This window comes from Mesorhizobium sp. WSM4849 (assembly GCF_055811385.1).
This window is the reverse complement of record NZ_JBVVPW010000034.1, coordinates 54808-70190: the sequence shown is the minus strand read 5'-3', so window position 1 is coordinate 70190 and position 15383 is coordinate 54808. Positions and strand designations below refer to the sequence as shown.

General features: G+C 62.8%; 17 protein-coding genes. 6 read left to right on the top strand and 11 right to left on the bottom strand.

All coding sequences use genetic code 11. The annotated features are described in order from the left end of the window. Window positions 1-378: 378 nt before the first annotated feature. The 5 genes from AC0L3L_RS29490 to AC0L3L_RS29470 form a co-directional block, all read right to left on the bottom strand. Window positions 379-873: a lactoylglutathione lyase family protein gene (locus AC0L3L_RS29490; protein WP_473640544.1), complete on the bottom strand. Its 495-nt coding sequence runs from the start codon at window positions 871-873 to the stop codon at window positions 379-381. Continuing rightward, entirely contained in the window at window positions 870-1868 is a 999-nt protein-coding gene (locus tag AC0L3L_RS29485) for an ABC transporter permease (protein ID WP_473640542.1), read from the bottom strand. The genes AC0L3L_RS29490 and AC0L3L_RS29485 overlap by 4 nt, the downstream gene beginning before the upstream one ends. After that, the gene (locus tag AC0L3L_RS29480) at window positions 1865-3331 is read right to left on the bottom strand and encodes a sugar ABC transporter ATP-binding protein (protein WP_258122435.1); all 1467 of its coding nucleotides are present in this window, start codon (window positions 3329-3331) and stop codon (window positions 1865-1867) included. Before AC0L3L_RS29480 ends, AC0L3L_RS29485 begins: the two co-directional genes overlap by 4 nt. Before the next feature lie 119 nt (window positions 3332-3450). After that, on the bottom strand, window positions 3451-4500 hold the full coding sequence (locus tag AC0L3L_RS29475) for a sugar ABC transporter substrate-binding protein (RefSeq protein ID WP_123149325.1): 1050 nt from the start codon (window positions 4498-4500) through the stop codon (window positions 3451-3453). A gap of 30 nt (window positions 4501-4530) precedes the next feature. After that, a complete protein-coding gene (locus tag AC0L3L_RS29470) occupies window positions 4531-5403 on the bottom strand; it encodes an SMP-30/gluconolactonase/LRE family protein (RefSeq protein ID WP_123149326.1) in 873 nt (290 codons plus the stop codon). A gap of 99 nt (window positions 5404-5502) precedes the next feature. Here AC0L3L_RS29470 and AC0L3L_RS29465 point away from each other — a divergent pair, with 99 nt between their 5' ends. The 5 genes from AC0L3L_RS29465 to AC0L3L_RS29445 all read left to right on the top strand — a co-directional run bounded on the left by AC0L3L_RS29465 (window position 5503) and on the right by AC0L3L_RS29445 (window position 10530). Further along, window positions 5503-6228 carry a GntR family transcriptional regulator gene (locus tag AC0L3L_RS29465; RefSeq protein WP_473489839.1) on the top strand — a complete coding sequence of 242 codons (726 nt, stop codon included), beginning with the start codon at window positions 5503-5505 and terminating at the stop codon, window positions 6226-6228. Next, entirely contained in the window at window positions 6228-7742 is a 1515-nt protein-coding gene (locus tag AC0L3L_RS29460; protein ID WP_123149328.1) for a sugar ABC transporter ATP-binding protein, read from the top strand. The genes AC0L3L_RS29465 and AC0L3L_RS29460 overlap by 1 nt, the downstream gene beginning before the upstream one ends. Beyond that, a complete protein-coding gene (locus AC0L3L_RS29455) occupies window positions 7739-8725 on the top strand; it encodes an ABC transporter permease (RefSeq protein WP_473489837.1) in 987 nt (328 codons plus the stop codon). The genes AC0L3L_RS29460 and AC0L3L_RS29455 overlap by 4 nt, the downstream gene beginning before the upstream one ends. A 43-nt stretch (window positions 8726-8768) precedes the next feature. Then, a complete protein-coding gene (locus tag AC0L3L_RS29450) occupies window positions 8769-9767 on the top strand; it encodes a substrate-binding domain-containing protein (RefSeq protein ID WP_123149330.1) in 999 nt (332 codons plus the stop codon). A gap of 562 nt (window positions 9768-10329) precedes the next feature. Further along, complete coding sequence (locus AC0L3L_RS29445) at window positions 10330-10530, top strand: hypothetical protein (protein ID WP_123149332.1); 201 nt, start codon at window positions 10330-10332, stop codon at window positions 10528-10530. Between the two features lie 551 nt (window positions 10531-11081). On the opposite strand, the gene AC0L3L_RS29440 is transcribed toward AC0L3L_RS29445, so the two are convergent. Continuing rightward, a complete protein-coding gene (locus AC0L3L_RS29440; protein ID WP_473640540.1) occupies window positions 11082-11336 on the bottom strand; it encodes a hypothetical protein in 255 nt (84 codons plus the stop codon). 136 nt (window positions 11337-11472) lie between these two features. Then, window positions 11473-11706 (bottom strand): P27 family phage terminase small subunit, encoded by a 234-nt coding sequence (locus tag AC0L3L_RS29435; RefSeq protein WP_473640538.1) that lies wholly within the window; start codon window positions 11704-11706, stop codon window positions 11473-11475. Between the two features lie 179 nt (window positions 11707-11885). Here AC0L3L_RS29435 and AC0L3L_RS29430 point away from each other — a divergent pair, with 179 nt between their 5' ends. Continuing rightward, window positions 11886-12110: a hypothetical protein gene (locus AC0L3L_RS29430; RefSeq protein WP_245318963.1), complete on the top strand. Its 225-nt coding sequence runs from the start codon at window positions 11886-11888 to the stop codon at window positions 12108-12110. Between the two features lie 21 nt (window positions 12111-12131). On the opposite strand, the gene AC0L3L_RS29425 is transcribed toward AC0L3L_RS29430, so the two are convergent. The 4 genes from AC0L3L_RS29425 to AC0L3L_RS29410 form a co-directional block, all read right to left on the bottom strand. Beyond that, window positions 12132-12869 (bottom strand): DUF4336 domain-containing protein, encoded by a 738-nt coding sequence (locus AC0L3L_RS29425; RefSeq protein ID WP_473640536.1) that lies wholly within the window; start codon window positions 12867-12869, stop codon window positions 12132-12134. A 184-nt stretch (window positions 12870-13053) separates the two neighbouring features. After that, a complete protein-coding gene (locus AC0L3L_RS29420) occupies window positions 13054-14457 on the bottom strand; it encodes a hypothetical protein (RefSeq protein WP_473640534.1) in 1404 nt (467 codons plus the stop codon). Further along, complete coding sequence (locus AC0L3L_RS29415; protein ID WP_473640532.1) at window positions 14411-14749, bottom strand: hypothetical protein; 339 nt, start codon at window positions 14747-14749, stop codon at window positions 14411-14413. Before AC0L3L_RS29415 ends, AC0L3L_RS29420 begins: the two co-directional genes overlap by 47 nt. Further along, window positions 14743-15378, bottom strand: coding sequence for a hypothetical protein (locus AC0L3L_RS29410; RefSeq protein ID WP_473640530.1), 636 nt, complete (start codon window positions 15376-15378; stop codon window positions 14743-14745). Before AC0L3L_RS29410 ends, AC0L3L_RS29415 begins: the two co-directional genes overlap by 7 nt. Window positions 15379-15383: the final 5 nt, after the last annotated feature.

The window sequence follows — 15383 nt, the reverse complement described above, 5'->3', positions numbered from 1 at the left end:
CCCCCCCCCCCCCCCCCCCCCCGCCCGGGGGGCGGCCCCCCCCCTCCTCTTACCCCCCCCCCCCCCCCCCCCCCCCCCCGCGGGGGGGGGGGCGGCCCCCCCCCCCCCCCCCCCCCCCCCCCCCCGACGCCATAGCGGGCGATCACCCGGCAGCGCTGCATGCGTTCGATTGTTTTCGCGCCGATGCGGGCATACTGGTTCATCACCGCGTCGCAGTCGACCGTCTCGGCAGCCAGTTCCTCCTCCGACTTGGCCTGGAGCCCCACGACGCGCGCGCCGACTGCCTCCAGTACGGCCCGTTCGATATCCAGATTGCCGTAATCGTAGTCGGTGATGACGACCTTGGGGTGTGCCGCCATGCCGCTTCCCTCCCGCGCCTCAGACATAGGCGCCGGCCGAATAGGTGAGCTCGTAGGAATGGCTGTAGAGCTCGATGATGTTGCCGAAGGGATCCTCGCAATAAACCATGCGGTAAGGCTTTTCGCCGGGATAGTAGTAGCGGACCTGGCTCATCCGCTGGCGGCCGCCGAGGGACTCGATGCGCTTGACGCGCTCTTCGAGATGCTGGTCCTGCAAGCAGATGTGGAAGATGCCCGGACGCCAATATTCGAAGGGCCGCTCCTCCGGACGGGTTTTGGGGAACTCGAAGAGCTCGATGCCGATGCCGTCGCCGGTCGAGAGGTGGGCGATCCGGAAACTTCCCCAGCCGGCTCCGAAGACGTCGTCGCACATCTGGCCGATGGCGCTGTCGTCTTGGGAGACCTTGGTCGGCCCCATGATCACATAGCAGTCGAAGGCCATGGAATAGAACTCAACAGCTCTTTCGAGGTCAGGGACCGTAATGCCGATGTGGGAGAAGGTTATGGCAGTCATTGATCTACCTTTCCTTTTTGTCCTGGCAAGGTGAGCGCGCCGACGATGAAGGCGAGTGCGCGGCCGATCTCGGCGCGCCACATGTCGACACCGACCGCGGTCACGATGATCGCGCCGATGATGACGTTCTGGGCCGACGCCGGCACGGCGTTGAGGTTGAGCGCGTTCTGGACGATGACGATGGTAAGCGCGCCGATCACGGTGCTCACGATCTCGCCGCGACCGCCGGCGAGACTTGCGCCGCCGATCACTGCGGCGGCGATCGCCGAGAGCTCCATCCCAACGCCATAATTAGGCGAGCCGGAATTGAGCCGTGCGGCCATGAGCACGGCTCCGACTGCCGCCATCGCACCGGCAATGACGAAGGCAAGGAAGCGCGTGCGGGCGACATTGAGCCCGGAGAGCGCCGCGGCCTGCGGGTTGCCGCCGACCGCGTAGATCGTGCGGCCGAAGGCGGTGTAGCGCATGACGAAGAAGGCGAGTGCGTAAAGGCCGACGACGTAGAAGAGCGGCAGCGGCACCCCGAGAAGAGAGCCGTAGAAGATCGGCTCGAGCTTCGGGTGCACGGAGAATACCGGCGAGCCGTTGTTGAACATGAAGGCGATGCCGCGGAACGCCGAGAGCGCCGCGAGCGTGGTGATGAACGACGGGATACGAAGGTAGGCGGTGAGGACGCCGTTCACGGCGCCAAGGAGCACGCCGATCAGAAGGACGAGCAGAATCGCCAACGGCAGCGGCACGTCCCCGAATTTGATCGCCATGGCGAAAACCATGGTCATCAATGCGATGGCCGAACCGGGGGAAAGGTCGATGCCGCCGGTGAAGATCACGATGGTCGAGCCGATCGCAACGATCGCAACGATGCTCACCTGCAGAATGAGGTTGGACAGATTGCCGACATCGAGAAAGCGGTTGGTGGTGAGCGCGACGACGACAGCCACCAGGAGAAGGGCAGCAAGCGGACCGACGATCTGGTTGCTCACCAACCGTTTCATGCGGCGAGCTCCTCCTGGTCGGCGGAGGCCTTGACCAGGTCGGCCTTGTCGAGGCTCCTGGCATCGCGGATTGCGACGATCCTTCCGCGGCTTACAATGCCGATCCGGTCGCTCATCGCGAGCAGCTCGTCATAGTCGGAGCTGATCAGGATGACGCCCTTGCCGGCGGCTGTAAGCTCGTTGATGAGCTGATACACGGCGATCTTGGCCCCGACATCGATACCTTGGGTCGGCTCGTCGAGAACGAAAAGCTCGGCCTCCGCGAACAGCCACCGGGCAATCACGATCTTCTGCTGGTTGCCACCGGAAAGCTCGCCGACCAGCGCCGTCCCGGCAGTCGGCGTGATTCTGAGGCTCCGGATCAGGCCGTGGGCAAGCCGTCGTTCGCGGGCGTGGTCGAGCATGGCTCCGCGCGTGATCCGGCCGAGCCCGGCGATCGAGATGTTCTCGAGCCCGCTGAAATTGAAGAAGAGCCCGTCGGATTTTCGATTCTCCGGCACAAGCGCGATCCCGGCGGCGATCGCGTCGCGCGAGGACAGAAGCTTGAGCGATTTGCCGCGAAGCCGGATTTCGCCTTGCCGAAGCACATCGACCCCGAACAGGGCGCGGGCGATTTCGGTGCGGCCGGAGCCGAGCACGCCGCCAAGGCCGAAGACCTCGCCGCGGCCAACCGTAAAGCTAGCGCCGGCGACGCGGTTGCTCGTGTGGATGGAGCGCACGTCGAGGAGGGCGTCACCCGTGGCATTCGCCGCCTTGGGAAAGTGTTCGTCGACGCGGCCGACCATCTTAAGGACAATGGCGCTAATCTCGACCGGCGTTTCCGCTGCGTTCGATACCACGCGCCCATCCTTGAGGATCGTTGCTTCGTCGACGAGTTCAACGACCTCGTCCAGGCGATGCGAGATGTAGAGGATGATCCTGCCATCGTCCCTGAGGCGCAGGAGAAGGCGATGAAGCTCGGCGATCTCGTCGGGGCCGAGGGCGGTGGTCGGCTCGTCGAGAATGATCATCGAGGCGTTGGCCGCGATCGCCTTGGCGATCTCCACGAGTTGCTGGCCGGCGGTTGAGAGTTCGCCCACGATCGCGTCCGGGTCGATCGCGACGTGGATGCGGCCAAGCACGCGCCGGGCTCCCTCGCGCATTGCCGGCCAGTCTATCCGCCATCGGTTTCCCGGAAGCCGGCCGAGATAGATGTTCTCCGCGACCGATAGCGTTTGGACGAGCGAGAACTCCTGAAAGACCGTGGCGATCCCTGCGCGCCGCGCGGCGATCGGGTCGGAAAGCACGACCGGCTGGCCCGCACACAGGATCTCGCCCGAATCGGGCTGATGCACCCCGCATAGCACCTTGACAAGCGTGGACTTGCCGCAGCCATTCTCGCCGAGCAGGCCGTGAATCCGCCCGGCAACGAGGCTGAGCGACACGGAATCGTTGGCCACAACGCCGGGGAAACGCTTGGTCACGTTCCTCAGCTCCCAGACGGGAACGCTCTCTTCCATAGCTCTCCACGCGATCCTTGCTTCGCCCGACCGGGTGATCCGGCCGAGCGAGGGAGGTGCTGCTTAAGGAACATGAGTTCGTCTCAATACTGTATCGACGGCTTCGGATAGAGCTTGTCGGGCGCCTGCAGAACCGGCAGCACATTGGCCTTGTCGACAATCGTGGTCGGTGTTTCGACAAAGCCTCCTGCGAAATTGCCGTCGAGCACGTCGATCGCGACCTGCAACGCAATCTGGCCCATGACGAATGGTGTCGTGTTGACAGTCGCGGTGACCGTGCCTTTGCTGATCTCCTCGAGAGCGGCGGTGTCGCCATCATTGCCAAGCAGCATCAAGTCGTTTCGACCGAGCGACTTAGCGGCGAGTTGGGCACCCATGATCATGTAGTCGTTCGCGGCAAAGATGACGTCGACGTCCGGATGACCCTGGAGCAGGTCCATGCCGGCGGTGTTGCCACCCTCAACATTCCAGCCGCCGGGAATGCTCGCAACAATATCCACATTCGGCTTGCCCTTGACGGCGTCGAGGAAGCCGCCGACGCGCTCTGTCGAATGGTAGCCGGGCTGGCCTTCGATGACCGCGGCTTTGACCGATTTATCGCCGAGCCTCTCAAGGAGGTATTCGCCGATCTTATGCGTGCCTTTGCGTTGCGAATAGCCGACCACGGCATGGACCGGGGTCGGAAAGTTGGCGATGTCGGAGTTGACGATGACGACGGAGATGCCTTTGTCGACGGCCTGCTTGACGAGCGGAGCGGCGGCCGCCTCGTCATGGGTCGACAGGACGATGGCGTCGACGCCCTGGGTGATCACGTCCTGGATCATGCCCATCTGGCCGTTGATGTCGGCGCCGCTTTGCGGGGCGAGCATGAAGGTCTCAACATTGCCCTTCTCGGCCGCTGCGGTTTTGAGGCCCTCGCCGATGGCGATGTAGTAGTTGAACTCGGTCGCCGGCGGCATGTAGGCGATGCGGATCTTGTCCTTGCCGGCGCCCTTGGTGATCGGCGCCTGTGCGCCGGGTTGAAGCGGTTGCGGTGCGGCGTAGTCGATGGCGAGGGCAATACCGGTCGCCGTGAGTACTACGACCGCGCTTGTCGCTGCTATCGCGATCAACGATCGAAAGCTGAAGCTCATGTCTTTCCTCCCTTGGACGCTTGACGGGTTCTATCCGGCGAACGGCGCGTCCACGACGCCGCGCACGCCGGGTTTGAAAGCGAAGAGAGAGCCGGCCGTCGGCTCGGCGGCGATCTGCTCCCGCGTCGCCTCCAGTCGCGATGTGGTGATGTAGAGAGTCTCGAGCTCAGGCCCGCCGAAAGCGCAGCAGGTCGGCTTCAACACCGGCACCTCGACCACCCGGTCGATGCTCCCGTCGGGCAGGATGCGGACGACTCGCCGGCCTTCCCATTCGGCATTCCACACGGCGCCTTCAGCGTCGACGCACGAGCCGTCCGGAATGCCCGGCTCTCCCTTGAAATCGTTGAGGACTTGTCGGTTGCCTGGAACCCCGGTGCCCGGATCGTAGTCATAGACCCAGATGGTTCCGACGGAGGTGTCGGCGAAATACATGCGGCGCCCGTCGGGCGAGAAACAGGTCGAGTTGGCGCAGCCAACGCCGGTAATGATCGTCGTTACCGATTCGTCGGGATCGATCCGCAACACGGTCGACTTTTCCGGTCCGGAACCCTCGTTCATTCCGCCAGCGATGAATCGGCCCTGGCGATCCGTGCGGCCGTCATTGAGGCGCGTCGCCAGTTTGTCGGGCTCGAAGCGATGGATCGTCGCGAGTTCGCCGGTGCCGGGGTCGAAGAACGCCACCTCCTTTGCGAGGGCGAGAATGAAACCGCCTTTCTCGCGGGGCGCGAAGCAGCAGACGCGGTCCGCCATGGCGATTGAACCCGAAGCACCTGATGAGGGTTCGAGCCACCACAGACGCTTCCCGTGGATGTCCGTCCACCAGACCCGGCGGTCATGGTGGTTCCACAGAATTCCCTCGCCGTGCAGGTTACGGCAGTCGAGCGCGAGCTCGGCTCTGTCCATGTCTCCTCCCCGGAGCACGTACCTTGGCTTCGTAACGGGCCGTCAGCGAAGCCGCTTCTTGTTGCCGAACTTTCTGGTGTCTGGTATATCACCTTGCAGATGGCAGGCAATACCAAAATCAGCGGCCGGCTTCCCGTCGCCAGGATCAAGCGACCCAAATCGCTTGCGGAAACCGTGCTCCACCAGCTCCGCCAGTCGATCGTCCACGGTGACCTCGCGTTGGGTCAGCCTCTCTCTGAACGTCAGCTCGCCGACGATCTCGGCGTGTCGAAGACTCCCGTCAGAGAGGCGCTCGCCCAGCTCCGCGCCGAGGGCCTGGTGCTGATCTATCCGCAGCGCGGCGCCTTCGTCTTCACGCTGAGCGCTCGCGAGGTTCATCAGATCTGTGAATTCCGGAGTGCGGTAGAAACGGCGGCGCTGAGGCTCGCCATCGCGCGCGGCCCGGATGGCTTCGCGGCGGAGCTTGAAGACATCGTGCGCGGCATGGCAACCGCGCAGCGTCAGGGTGACCAGCGGCTCTATCTGTCCCTGGACACCCGCTATCACGCGGCCTTCTTCGAGCACTGCGGCAATAGCTATCTCCGCGACAGCTATGAGCGCTATGTCGGCAAGATCGCAGCGCTCCGGACCCACCTTGCCGGCAAGCCGCTTCACACGAAGCTGTCGTTCCAGGAGCATCGACAGATGCTCGACACCATCCGGCGTGGCGACGCAGACGCAACGATAGCGGTTCTGGATATCCATATCGGACGGACGCGCGAGACCTATTCCAACGGAATTGAGGACATTGCCGCCGCGGATAAAGGAATTCCGGAGGCGAGCTGATGGCGGCACCGCTCCTCGAGCTCAGCGGCATCACGAAGTGGTACGGCACGACGCGGGCCCTTGGCGACGTCGATTTCGATCTGAGGCAGGGCGAGGTGCATGCGCTTGTCGGCGAAAATGGTGCCGGGAAATCGACACTCCTCGCCATCCTCTCCGGTGTGGTCGCGCCCGACAAGGGTACGATCAACATCGACGGGAGGGCGGTCACCATTGACGACCCATCCAGAGCGCAGGCGCTCGGCATCAGCACGGTCTTCCAGGAGCTTAGCCTCGCCGGGGCCTTGACGGTCGCCGAGAACGTCTTTGTCGGCCGGGCTCCGACGGCCTGCGGGGTCATACGCTGGAGCGAGCTCCGGCGGCGGACCCAGCAGATCCTCTCCCCCTTCGGCATCGAAATCGATGTCGGTCGCCCGGTTGACCGCTTGCCCGCGGGCACGCGCCAGCTCGTCGAGATTGCCAAGGCGCTGTCGCTCGACGCTCGCATCCTTCTCCTCGACGAGCCCACCTCGGCGCTCACCTCCGATGAGGTCGCAGCGCTGTTTGACATCATCACTCGGCTTAAGACCCGGGGCATCGGCATCGTCTATGTGAGCCATCACATGGCCGAGGTCTTCCGGATCGCCGACCGCGTCACCGTGCTGCGCGATGGCCGAAGGATGACCACGCGCGCGGTGCCGGAGACTTCCATCGACGACGTCGTCCGCGCCATGGTCGGCCGGAACCTCGAAATCTTCGCAGCCGAGACGGCGCTCGTGCCGGGTCCGGTGGCGCTTGCAGTTCGTGGCAACGGAGCCAAGGGCAAATCTCGACATCTGGAGCTTGAAATACGTTTCGGTGAGGTCGTCGGTCTCGCGGGCCTGATGGGATCGCGCCGCAGCGAGCTTGCACGCAGCCTCGTCGGCCTGCGGCAGCCGTCTGGAGGAACTGCGATCGAGATCAAGGGCCGTCCGACGCGCCTGCGTGGTCTCCGCGACGCGATGGCCCGCGGCATCGCCTATGTGCCGGACGATCGCAAAGCGGAAGGCCTGTTCCTGTCGATGTCGGTCACCGATAATTTCGTCGTGACTGCGCTTCGCCGCTTTGCGCGGCTCGGTTGGATTGAGAGGGCGGCGGCGACGGCGGCGGCGGGTAGGGCGGTCGAACGCTTCCGGATACGAGTGCCGAGCCTTGCGGCGGCGGCTGGAAAACTCAGCGGCGGCAACCAGCAGAAACTGATGCTGTCGAAGTGGCTTGCGAGCGACCCGGCGATCGTCGTGATTGACGAGCCGACCAAGGGCGTCGACGTCGAAGCGAAAAGGGAGATCCACAAGGAAATCCGCCGCCTCGCTGCTGCCGGTAAGGCGATTCTCTTGATCTCCTCTGACCTCCCGGAGCTCTTCACCATCTCCGATCGGATCGTCGTCATGCGAGAGGGACAGATCGTCGGCGATCTCCCGACACGTTTGGCAACGGAAGAGAGTGTAATGGCTCTTGCCTCCGGCATCGGTCACAAGCGCGAAGGGGAGGCGGCATGAGCGTCGACGAGGTCGGTCGGTGGCCTTCGCGTTTCGGCAGCCGTGTCCTTCGGCGCTTCGTCGAGACGCGCGAGTTGACGCTACTGGTTCTTATCGTTGCGATCATCGTCGGAATGTCGCTGGCTTCGCCGGTCTTCCTGTCGCTGGCGAACTTCCGTGCGATAGCCATCGGCATGGCGCCGACCGTGATCATCGCTGTGGGCATGACGGTGCTCCTGGTCTCTGGTGGATTCGATCTCTCGGTCGGCTCCGTGCTGGCGCTAGCGAGTACCGTGACGGCGCTTCTTCTGTTAAGCGGCGCCTCCATCCCGCTGGCGATTCTTGGTGCGCTTGCTCTTGGCGTCATCATCGGCCTTGCCAACGGCATCGTCGTCACCAGGATCGGTGTCAATCCCCTGGTCGCCACTCTCGGCTCGATGTCGATCGCCCGCGGGATCGCCTTGGTGCTGACCGAAGGATTCTCGCTCAGCAATCTACCGCCGGCCTTCGGGTGGGCCGGCCGCGCCGAGATTCTCGGCCTGCCGTTTCTTCTTTGGGTCGCGCTCGCACTGGTGGTCGTCTTTGACCTCGCCATGCGGCATGGAAGCTTCTTCCGGCAACTCTACTACATCGGTTCGAACGAGAAGGCGGCGCGTCTCTCGGGTTTGGCCGTCAATCGCGTCCGCACACTCGCCTACATGCTGAGCGGACTGCTCGCCGCGCTTGCCGGCGTCCTCCTCGCCTCGCGGCTGATGAGCGGTACGCCTACAGCCGGCAACGCGCTCGAATTGCAGGTGCTCGCAGCCGCCGTGATCGGCGGCGCAAGTCTGCGCGGCGGGGAGGGCACCGTCCTGGGCGCGTTTCTCGGCGTCATCTTCGTCGCCTTGATCAACAACGCCATGACCATGCTCGCCGTGTCGATCTACTGGCAGATGATCGTCACCGGCGCCGTTCTTGTCCTGGCCGTTGCGCTCGACATGCTGGTGCGCCGCGGCGACGGGTAAGCCAAGGGCCCATTGGGCTCCAATCGAAGAAGGGAGGAAAGTGATGACGACACTCGATCTCGACCGCCGCAGCCTGATGAAGCTCGGCGGCATTGGCCTCGCCGGGACGGGGCTCGGCCTCGTACCCCAATTCAGCGATGAAGCGCTCGCCCAGAGCGAGGGCATGGAATACGTGTTTCTCTCCATCGTCACGCAGGTGCCGTTCTGGGTCGACCACCGCAAAGCTCTCGAAGACGCCGCTAGATCGCTGAACATCAAGACGAGCTTCACCGGCCCGCTCGACTTCGACACCGTCGCCCAGGCGCGGCAACTCGATGAGCTGATCGCGCGGAAGCCGGCCGGCCTCCTGATCTTTCCTGGCGACGCCGCCTCGCTTGCGGCCGGCATCGACCGCGCCGTCGATGCAGGAATTCCGGTCGCCATGATCATCGGCGACGCGCCGGGCACCAAGCGCGCCGTGTATCTCGGCATCTCGAACCTCGAAGCCGGCAAGGTCGGGGGCAAGATGCTTGCCGAGGCGATCGGCGGCAAAGGCAAGGTGATCCTCGGTTCGTTCCCCGCGCCTTCGGTTCTGGAGCGGGTCGAAGGCTACAAGGCCTACTTCAAGGAATCCGCGTCCGAAATCGAAGTAGTCGACGTGGTCAACGACAAAGCGGACCCGTCTTATGCCCCCACGGCCTACAGCCAGTCACTCCTCGCTCATCCTGACGTGGTCGGTATCGGCGGCACCGACGGCGACAGCGGCAAAGGTGCTGCCATCGCGGTGCATGAGACCGGTCGCCAAGGCCAGGTCAAGATCGTCGCGATGGACCGGAACGACGACATGCTTCCCTACATAGAGGACGGAACGATCGTCGGCGCCGTGGTTCAAAAATCCTATGTCGAAGCTTTTCTCGCCGTGCATCTCCTTCATTGGCTGAATACCGATGGCATGAAGGTCGTGCCGGACTACAAAGCGGCTGGCGTCAACCCCTTGCCGGAAAAAGTCGAGACTGGCGTGATGCGCCTTACCAAGGATAACGTCGCCCAATTCAAACACTGAGCGACAGGCCGGGCCGCGGACCTTCCGCGGTCCGGCGGGCGCGCGGGCCGGGTGCGGCTGATTGCATGTCCTTATCATCGTCGGAAGACGAAGATCGAGCGCTGGCTGTTGTTTCAGCAGCGGCGGGGGGAATCGGCCGTGCCCTCGCGGAGGGCTTCGTTGGGGCCGGCCTTCCTGCTCCGGCAAGTCCGTAGTCATGCCTTCCCAACGGGCCGAAAGCTCCGCAAGGTCCGAAGCACGAAAGCGCGCGGATGCTCTCCCGATTTTGCTTGATAGCGGAGGCAGCCGAAAAGGTCGGGCTACAGCGTTAATCCATATCGAAGGACAGAGGGATCAATTCAAATAGTCGGAAATTCGACCAAAAAATTTCCAGCCAGCGCGACTACATGCGCAAATTGGTCGCGTCATTGGGCCCCGACCGGCAAGCAGTTTGGCCGCCTAAGCGCCGGCCGGAGGACTTCGGCTGGCGCTCTTCGTTTGTTAGGCCTGCCTGAGCCTGGGAGCGCTCATGGCTCACCAGGCTTAATGCTCTACATCGTTCTTCAGCAGAGGAGAGCGAAGAATGAGTTCAGATCAGAACAGGAACACACACGAATTCGTGGTCGCGGATGTTCAGTTAGCCGACAACGAAACCGATGACGGCGTGGCGCTGATGCTCACGGATGCCCGTGGCGGCCGGGTACGGCTGCATCTAAATGGTGACATGGCCGAGTTGCTGCGCGAGAGGGTCGCATTTGCGCTCGACAGGAACACGGGACCGTAGCGCAGGCTATGGCCGCGGCCCTGCGAATGGTCGCCTTTGCCGAGGCCGCTTCCAACGTAGCTGGCAGTAGGCGGCGAGGCGCCGCCCGTTCGAGTTCGCTGGATCACGACAAGATAATGCAGATAGCGGGAGCCGCTTCGATGCTGCAGCTTTCCGAGGTTATGCTCTCGGAGGGCGGTAGTATTCGAAGGCCTCCCGAATTGCCTCTACCGCGCGTCTTTCCTGGCTGGGGGAGCCTGGTTTCGCCGGCTTAAAGCCTATTTGGCTCGGCAGTCCGCGCTCTCGCGACACAACAAGAAAGGTGATGTCCGGTAGCCCCTTGGAAGTCTCCTCCCGGCTGATCTCATCCAGGACTGGCTTCCAATATCCCATGTCCGGAATGCCGACTGCACGACTCAATTCCGCGTATGTGATCATTAGGCCTCTGGTCGCGCGCCTGATTAACTCCGCGCGAATCGCATCCTTTCGGTCCGCGAATGGTACCGGCATAATATGCTCCCCTGACAAAGCTAAGCCCGACCCGGTTCCTTCAACGTTCGAATGGCAGGTAGTTATGTCATTCTCCGAACAACCCAGAGCGACCGGCCCGCATGAGCGATTCCGGACACGAGTCGAAGGCGAGGATCATCTTTGAGCCGCTCAGCCTCAACCACATCAAGAAGCAGGACCTGCTGATCGGTCTCGTTTGCATTTGGCGTAATCCACCAGCGCCGATCCTCGCAGCAAAACCCGGCTTCCGGATGCTCCTGGAGGTACTCAATCGCATATTCGGCGTCCACTTTTCTCGGTCCGGCGTCGACGGACATTTGCTCCGTTCCTCCTCCGTCTGCGATCGCTTTGGGACTATACTTGATTATGGCGCCTGTTGAAGCGACGACCATTTTGCTTGGCTAGCCGTTGGCATGGACGGCTCGATGCAGCAGTGCTTAGCGACGCAGGGTTTCACGAAAAGAGTTCGTCGTCTTCCTGGCCGGTGAGCTCCCATGGCCTGGGTCCCATGCTGTGCGTCGTTGCGACCCGACTGCGTGACACGGGCGAGAGGCCGAGCTCGCTCATGAACTTGTGCATCAGCTCGACATTCTTGTTGGAGATGGCAAGCCAGGGCGAGGGCTGCACGTAGCCGGCTGGCGCCCTGAGCAGGGCAGGGGTATCCTTCAGCTTCTTCTCGGACTCCACCCAGCGGCCATAGGCTTGACAGTAGATCGCTTACCGTCCATCTGCCGCTGACCCTGCGCAAGCGTGGTGGCCGCAAGATCATCATCTCGCCCGCCGGCGGACAGCAATGGACCCCAGCACGGCCACGCATAGACAACACTCTGATCCGGGCGCTGGCGCGGGCGTTCCGGTGGAAACACATGCTGGAAACAGGCGAGTTCGCCACAGTGATCGAACTTGCCGCGGCCGAAAGGCTTGACCGCTCCTTCGTATCCCACGTGCTCCAGTTGACGCTGCTCGCGCCCGACCTGGTCGAAGCCATACTCGACGGACGGCAGTCCATGGGGGTTCAGCTCCAGGCGCTCGTCAGGGGTTTGCCCGTCGAATGGGAACGGCAACGGGAGTTGATGGCTACTTCCTGCTGACAATCTTCTCTGCGGCCGCCCTCAGAGAAGCCAGGCCAGCGACTGGCGAAGTAATGTCGTCCCATCCTTGTGGAACCACCGGCCATGGCTGAAGATCACGCGCTTTGGCTGAAACGCCACGAGGCGCTCCGCGGCCGCCTTCGCCTGCTCATGCTTCCGTTTGATGATCATCCGCAGGTAAATGGGGGCCTTCCCCACAGGTGCCGTGACGCCTAAGAGGCGCGCCGCCGGCCTGATGATGAACGGCAGCTTTTCCGGCTCGAGATTCAGAACTAGATCCGTAAGCACCATAGTTCGGCTGTTCTTATGATAGAACGCGACTTCGGTGAACCCACCGGCTCCTGGAACGAGAACCTGATCGAGATCTTTCGACCAGGCTTCCGGCGCCGCTGCGGCCAGATCGTAATCGATCCTGACGCCAGCCCGGCGGACCTGTGCCCGATGGCGCAAGCCCGGAGCGGCCCAAGTCGACGCTTCCTGCACATGGCTCTGCCACTCCCTGACGAAGGTCCAGTGTGCACTGTTTGGCGCAACAAGATGCACTATCGGACCAATCTGCTCGAGCTGCTTTCTCAGCTCAAAAGCGAACCGTGTTGGTGAATGCAGCAGGAGACCGCCATTCCCGAGCTGGATAACCGTCATGCGCACCGGGACTGGAATGCCCATCACGCTCAGCGGTCCGCTGTCGACGATCCAGATCCCAGGGGCGACAGGCTTGGCGACATCAAGAGGAGGGTAGGTGGCGTCTTCGGGCTTCATGGTTGTGCTCCAATTCAGCTTGGAGCTGGCGCAACACGCTTCGAGAGGATCTGTTCCGGGGAACTGCGTGATGGCCTAGTTCGTCTGCTGGCCGAAGCAAATCATTATGTTGCAACATACCAACGGCAGCTTTGCGCCGATATCGGCGGTAGAGGTGAGCTTTGCCGCTTCCTGAGAGAAGACATCATTCGAACCGGTTGTTGCGCGCCCGATCTTCTTCCTGCTCGTGCCGACGTTCGGCGTCTATCCGCTCTTGGAGCCTCCTCTTTGCCTCAGCCAGGGCCTCAGCAAGAGCGGGGATATCGGCCCCGGGCAGGCCGTTCAGGAGCTTGAGGCGCTCTTCCAGCTTGGTCGCAAGCGAGCCGCTCCACCCTGAGGGATGGAGACGATTGACGAATTCGGCCAGAACTGGGCGTGGATCCGGTGCTCTTTCCAACAGATTCCCTGTGAGTGGTGTCCATTCGTGTGGCGCGCCCTCCTTCGGTCTGTTGAAGAGCAAAACCACCGATGCTGCCAGCGGATAGCGCACCGTGGGATCGCGGTCGCACCAATTGATTACGATTTCGGCGGACAGTACATCTAGGACGTTCTTGTGGAAGCGTAGGAGATCGTTGAGAAGGCGTACGCTTGCCCGTTGCGACTTCAGATCGCCGGAAAACAGTTCATCAAGTGTCGCGAGTGGCTGGGCCTTCAGCAGGCCCTTTACTAGGTCATCGTCGTCGTGCCCGCTGACATTATGCCTTCCGGCCGCAACCATGAGCTTGCGGCAAAGCGCTTTCGCGACAGGAGCGCCTTCTTCTCCGACCAGAGAGGCTGTGACGACAGCTCCTAGCTCGTGGTCCTCGCGCGTCGTGCCGCTATCTTTTGTGCTGAATTCAAACCCAGCGAGTATCAGGCGTCCGGCCTCGCGGACCTCAGGCAGCGGCTGGCGCGTCGCGCTACCGTCCGAGTGCAGGCGCATCCAGACTATCTCAAGTCCAACCGCGCAGCCGTCGGGCTTACGCGCGATGGCGAGCACCAAATCACGGAAGTCCGGCCCCGGTACGTTGTCGGAGACACGGCCATATGCAAGACTGTAGTAAGTGTTGATCTGTGCTTTACCGAGCTCAATCGCGCGATGCAGCCGCTCAAGAGCACGCGCGTCGATCTCTACTGTTGCCTGCAGAATCGGGAACCACGCGGCAAGGGCTGGGTGCTCCAGCGCTTCATCAAGGACTGCGTCGGCAAGCGCAGCGTCGCGCTTGTTTAGCCCGCCTAAGAAACCGCTCAGGAGCCGCAGGCTCGCGTTTTCGGTTGCTGCAAACTGTACAACGATAGTGTCCCACATAGCGCGCGGGCTTTCAGCGGCCTCCGCCAATGCCGCACCGAAGGGAGCCGCATTAGCGTTCTCGCCCAACAACTCCAAAAGCACAGTTTTGAACGTATCCTCGTCCGCCGCGACGTCATGGCCGAGCTCACGTATCGCCGCCGCCGAGCGCGCAGCACGTTCAGCGTAGCACGCGGTCGGGTCGCTCCCGCCTTCGTCCTCGTCATCATCGTCATCATCGAAGTCGTCCAGGTCGAGGCTTCCGGCGCGCGCCGATGACAAGCCCGAGCACTTTGCTGACGAGATCCTTGGGCCGAAGAAAATCCTCCAGCGCCGTCAAGCGGTCGCAAATCTCAGGGTCCATATCCTTGCGGCCATAGGCGCGGGTCTGGCGTGCCGCGATCCAGCCGTCGCGCCAGAACGACGTGGCGGCGATCGCGCGGGCGAGTTGGTCCAATTCCTCCGCCCGACCCGTATCGCTCCAAAGACCCCGAAACTCCCGCGCGATGGCCTTCTGCACCTCCCCAGCCACCTGGCTGTCCGACAGGGCAAACTTTCCTGCGAGTTTCAGCACGCGGTCGAACCATGCGCGCACGTCCGCGCCGGTGGGGGGTAGTAGCCATAGTCCCGGGAGCGCGCGCCGAAGTCGAATTCATAGTGTGAGGAGAAGTGGCGTGTTTTCATCATCGCTTCGAGCGCTTTGATGCCGAGTGGGCGCACGGCCTCGTCCTGGGAGGCCAGCAGCGCTTCCGCGGCCTTCACACGCATCTCGACCGGCGCATGCGTGCCGGACAGAGCAATGTGAAAGAGCGATTCCACGACCCGCGTCGCTTCGTTGTCATTGGTATCGCCGCTTGGAAGCGCCGCGAATTTCACCAGCAAAGCGAGGGCGCGCTCGAAGAAGGCAGGTTCGTAAGCGAGCAAGCGCAAGAGCCGAACGAAATGCGTGCAGCGGCGGAGCGTGGTTTCATCGGCGCCGGACAATGCATTCGCCAGCGCGGCCAAGACGGTCTCCGGCGCGACCGGTGCGATGTTGGTAAACATCGCGCGGCCAAGCTCGGTGAAATTCGGCAGGTCGCTGAGCAGACCGTCCGGCGCCACCCACGTCTTCACGATGGCTTGGGCTTCCTTGCTGTCATCAAGATACCCGAGACGCCGCGAGAAGGAGCGGAGAAGACGTTCGGACGCATTGTCGACAAGCACCGACT

Excerpts from the sequence above, each read along its gene's own strand:
- AC0L3L_RS29430 (WP_245318963.1), top strand. The coding sequence starts at position 11,886 with ATGCTGGAAACAGGCGAGTTCGCCACAGTGATCGAACTTGCCGCGGCC.
- AC0L3L_RS29485 (WP_473640542.1), bottom strand. The coding sequence starts at position 1,868 with ATGAAACGGTTGGTGAGCAACCAGATCGTCGGTCCGCTTGCTGCCCTT.
- AC0L3L_RS29425 (WP_473640536.1), bottom strand. The coding sequence starts at position 12,869 with ATGAAGCCCGAAGACGCCACCTACCCTCCTCTTGATGTCGCCAAGCCT.
- AC0L3L_RS29445 (WP_123149332.1), top strand. The coding sequence starts at position 10,330 with ATGAGTTCAGATCAGAACAGGAACACACACGAATTCGTGGTCGCGGAT.
- AC0L3L_RS29440 (WP_473640540.1), bottom strand. The coding sequence starts at position 11,336 with ATGTCCGTCGACGCCGGACCGAGAAAAGTGGACGCCGAATATGCGATT.
- AC0L3L_RS29490 (WP_473640544.1), bottom strand. The coding sequence starts at position 873 with ATGACTGCCATAACCTTCTCCCACATCGGCATTACGGTCCCTGACCTC.
- AC0L3L_RS29470 (WP_123149326.1), bottom strand. The coding sequence starts at position 5,403 with ATGGACAGAGCCGAGCTCGCGCTCGACTGCCGTAACCTGCACGGCGAG.
- AC0L3L_RS29460 (WP_123149328.1), top strand. The coding sequence starts at position 6,228 with ATGGCGGCACCGCTCCTCGAGCTCAGCGGCATCACGAAGTGGTACGGC.
- AC0L3L_RS29455 (WP_473489837.1), top strand. The coding sequence starts at position 7,739 with ATGAGCGTCGACGAGGTCGGTCGGTGGCCTTCGCGTTTCGGCAGCCGT.
- AC0L3L_RS29465 (WP_473489839.1), top strand. The coding sequence starts at position 5,503 with ATGGCAGGCAATACCAAAATCAGCGGCCGGCTTCCCGTCGCCAGGATC.
- AC0L3L_RS29450 (WP_123149330.1), top strand. The coding sequence starts at position 8,769 with ATGACGACACTCGATCTCGACCGCCGCAGCCTGATGAAGCTCGGCGGC.
- AC0L3L_RS29475 (WP_123149325.1), bottom strand. The coding sequence starts at position 4,500 with ATGAGCTTCAGCTTTCGATCGTTGATCGCGATAGCAGCGACAAGCGCG.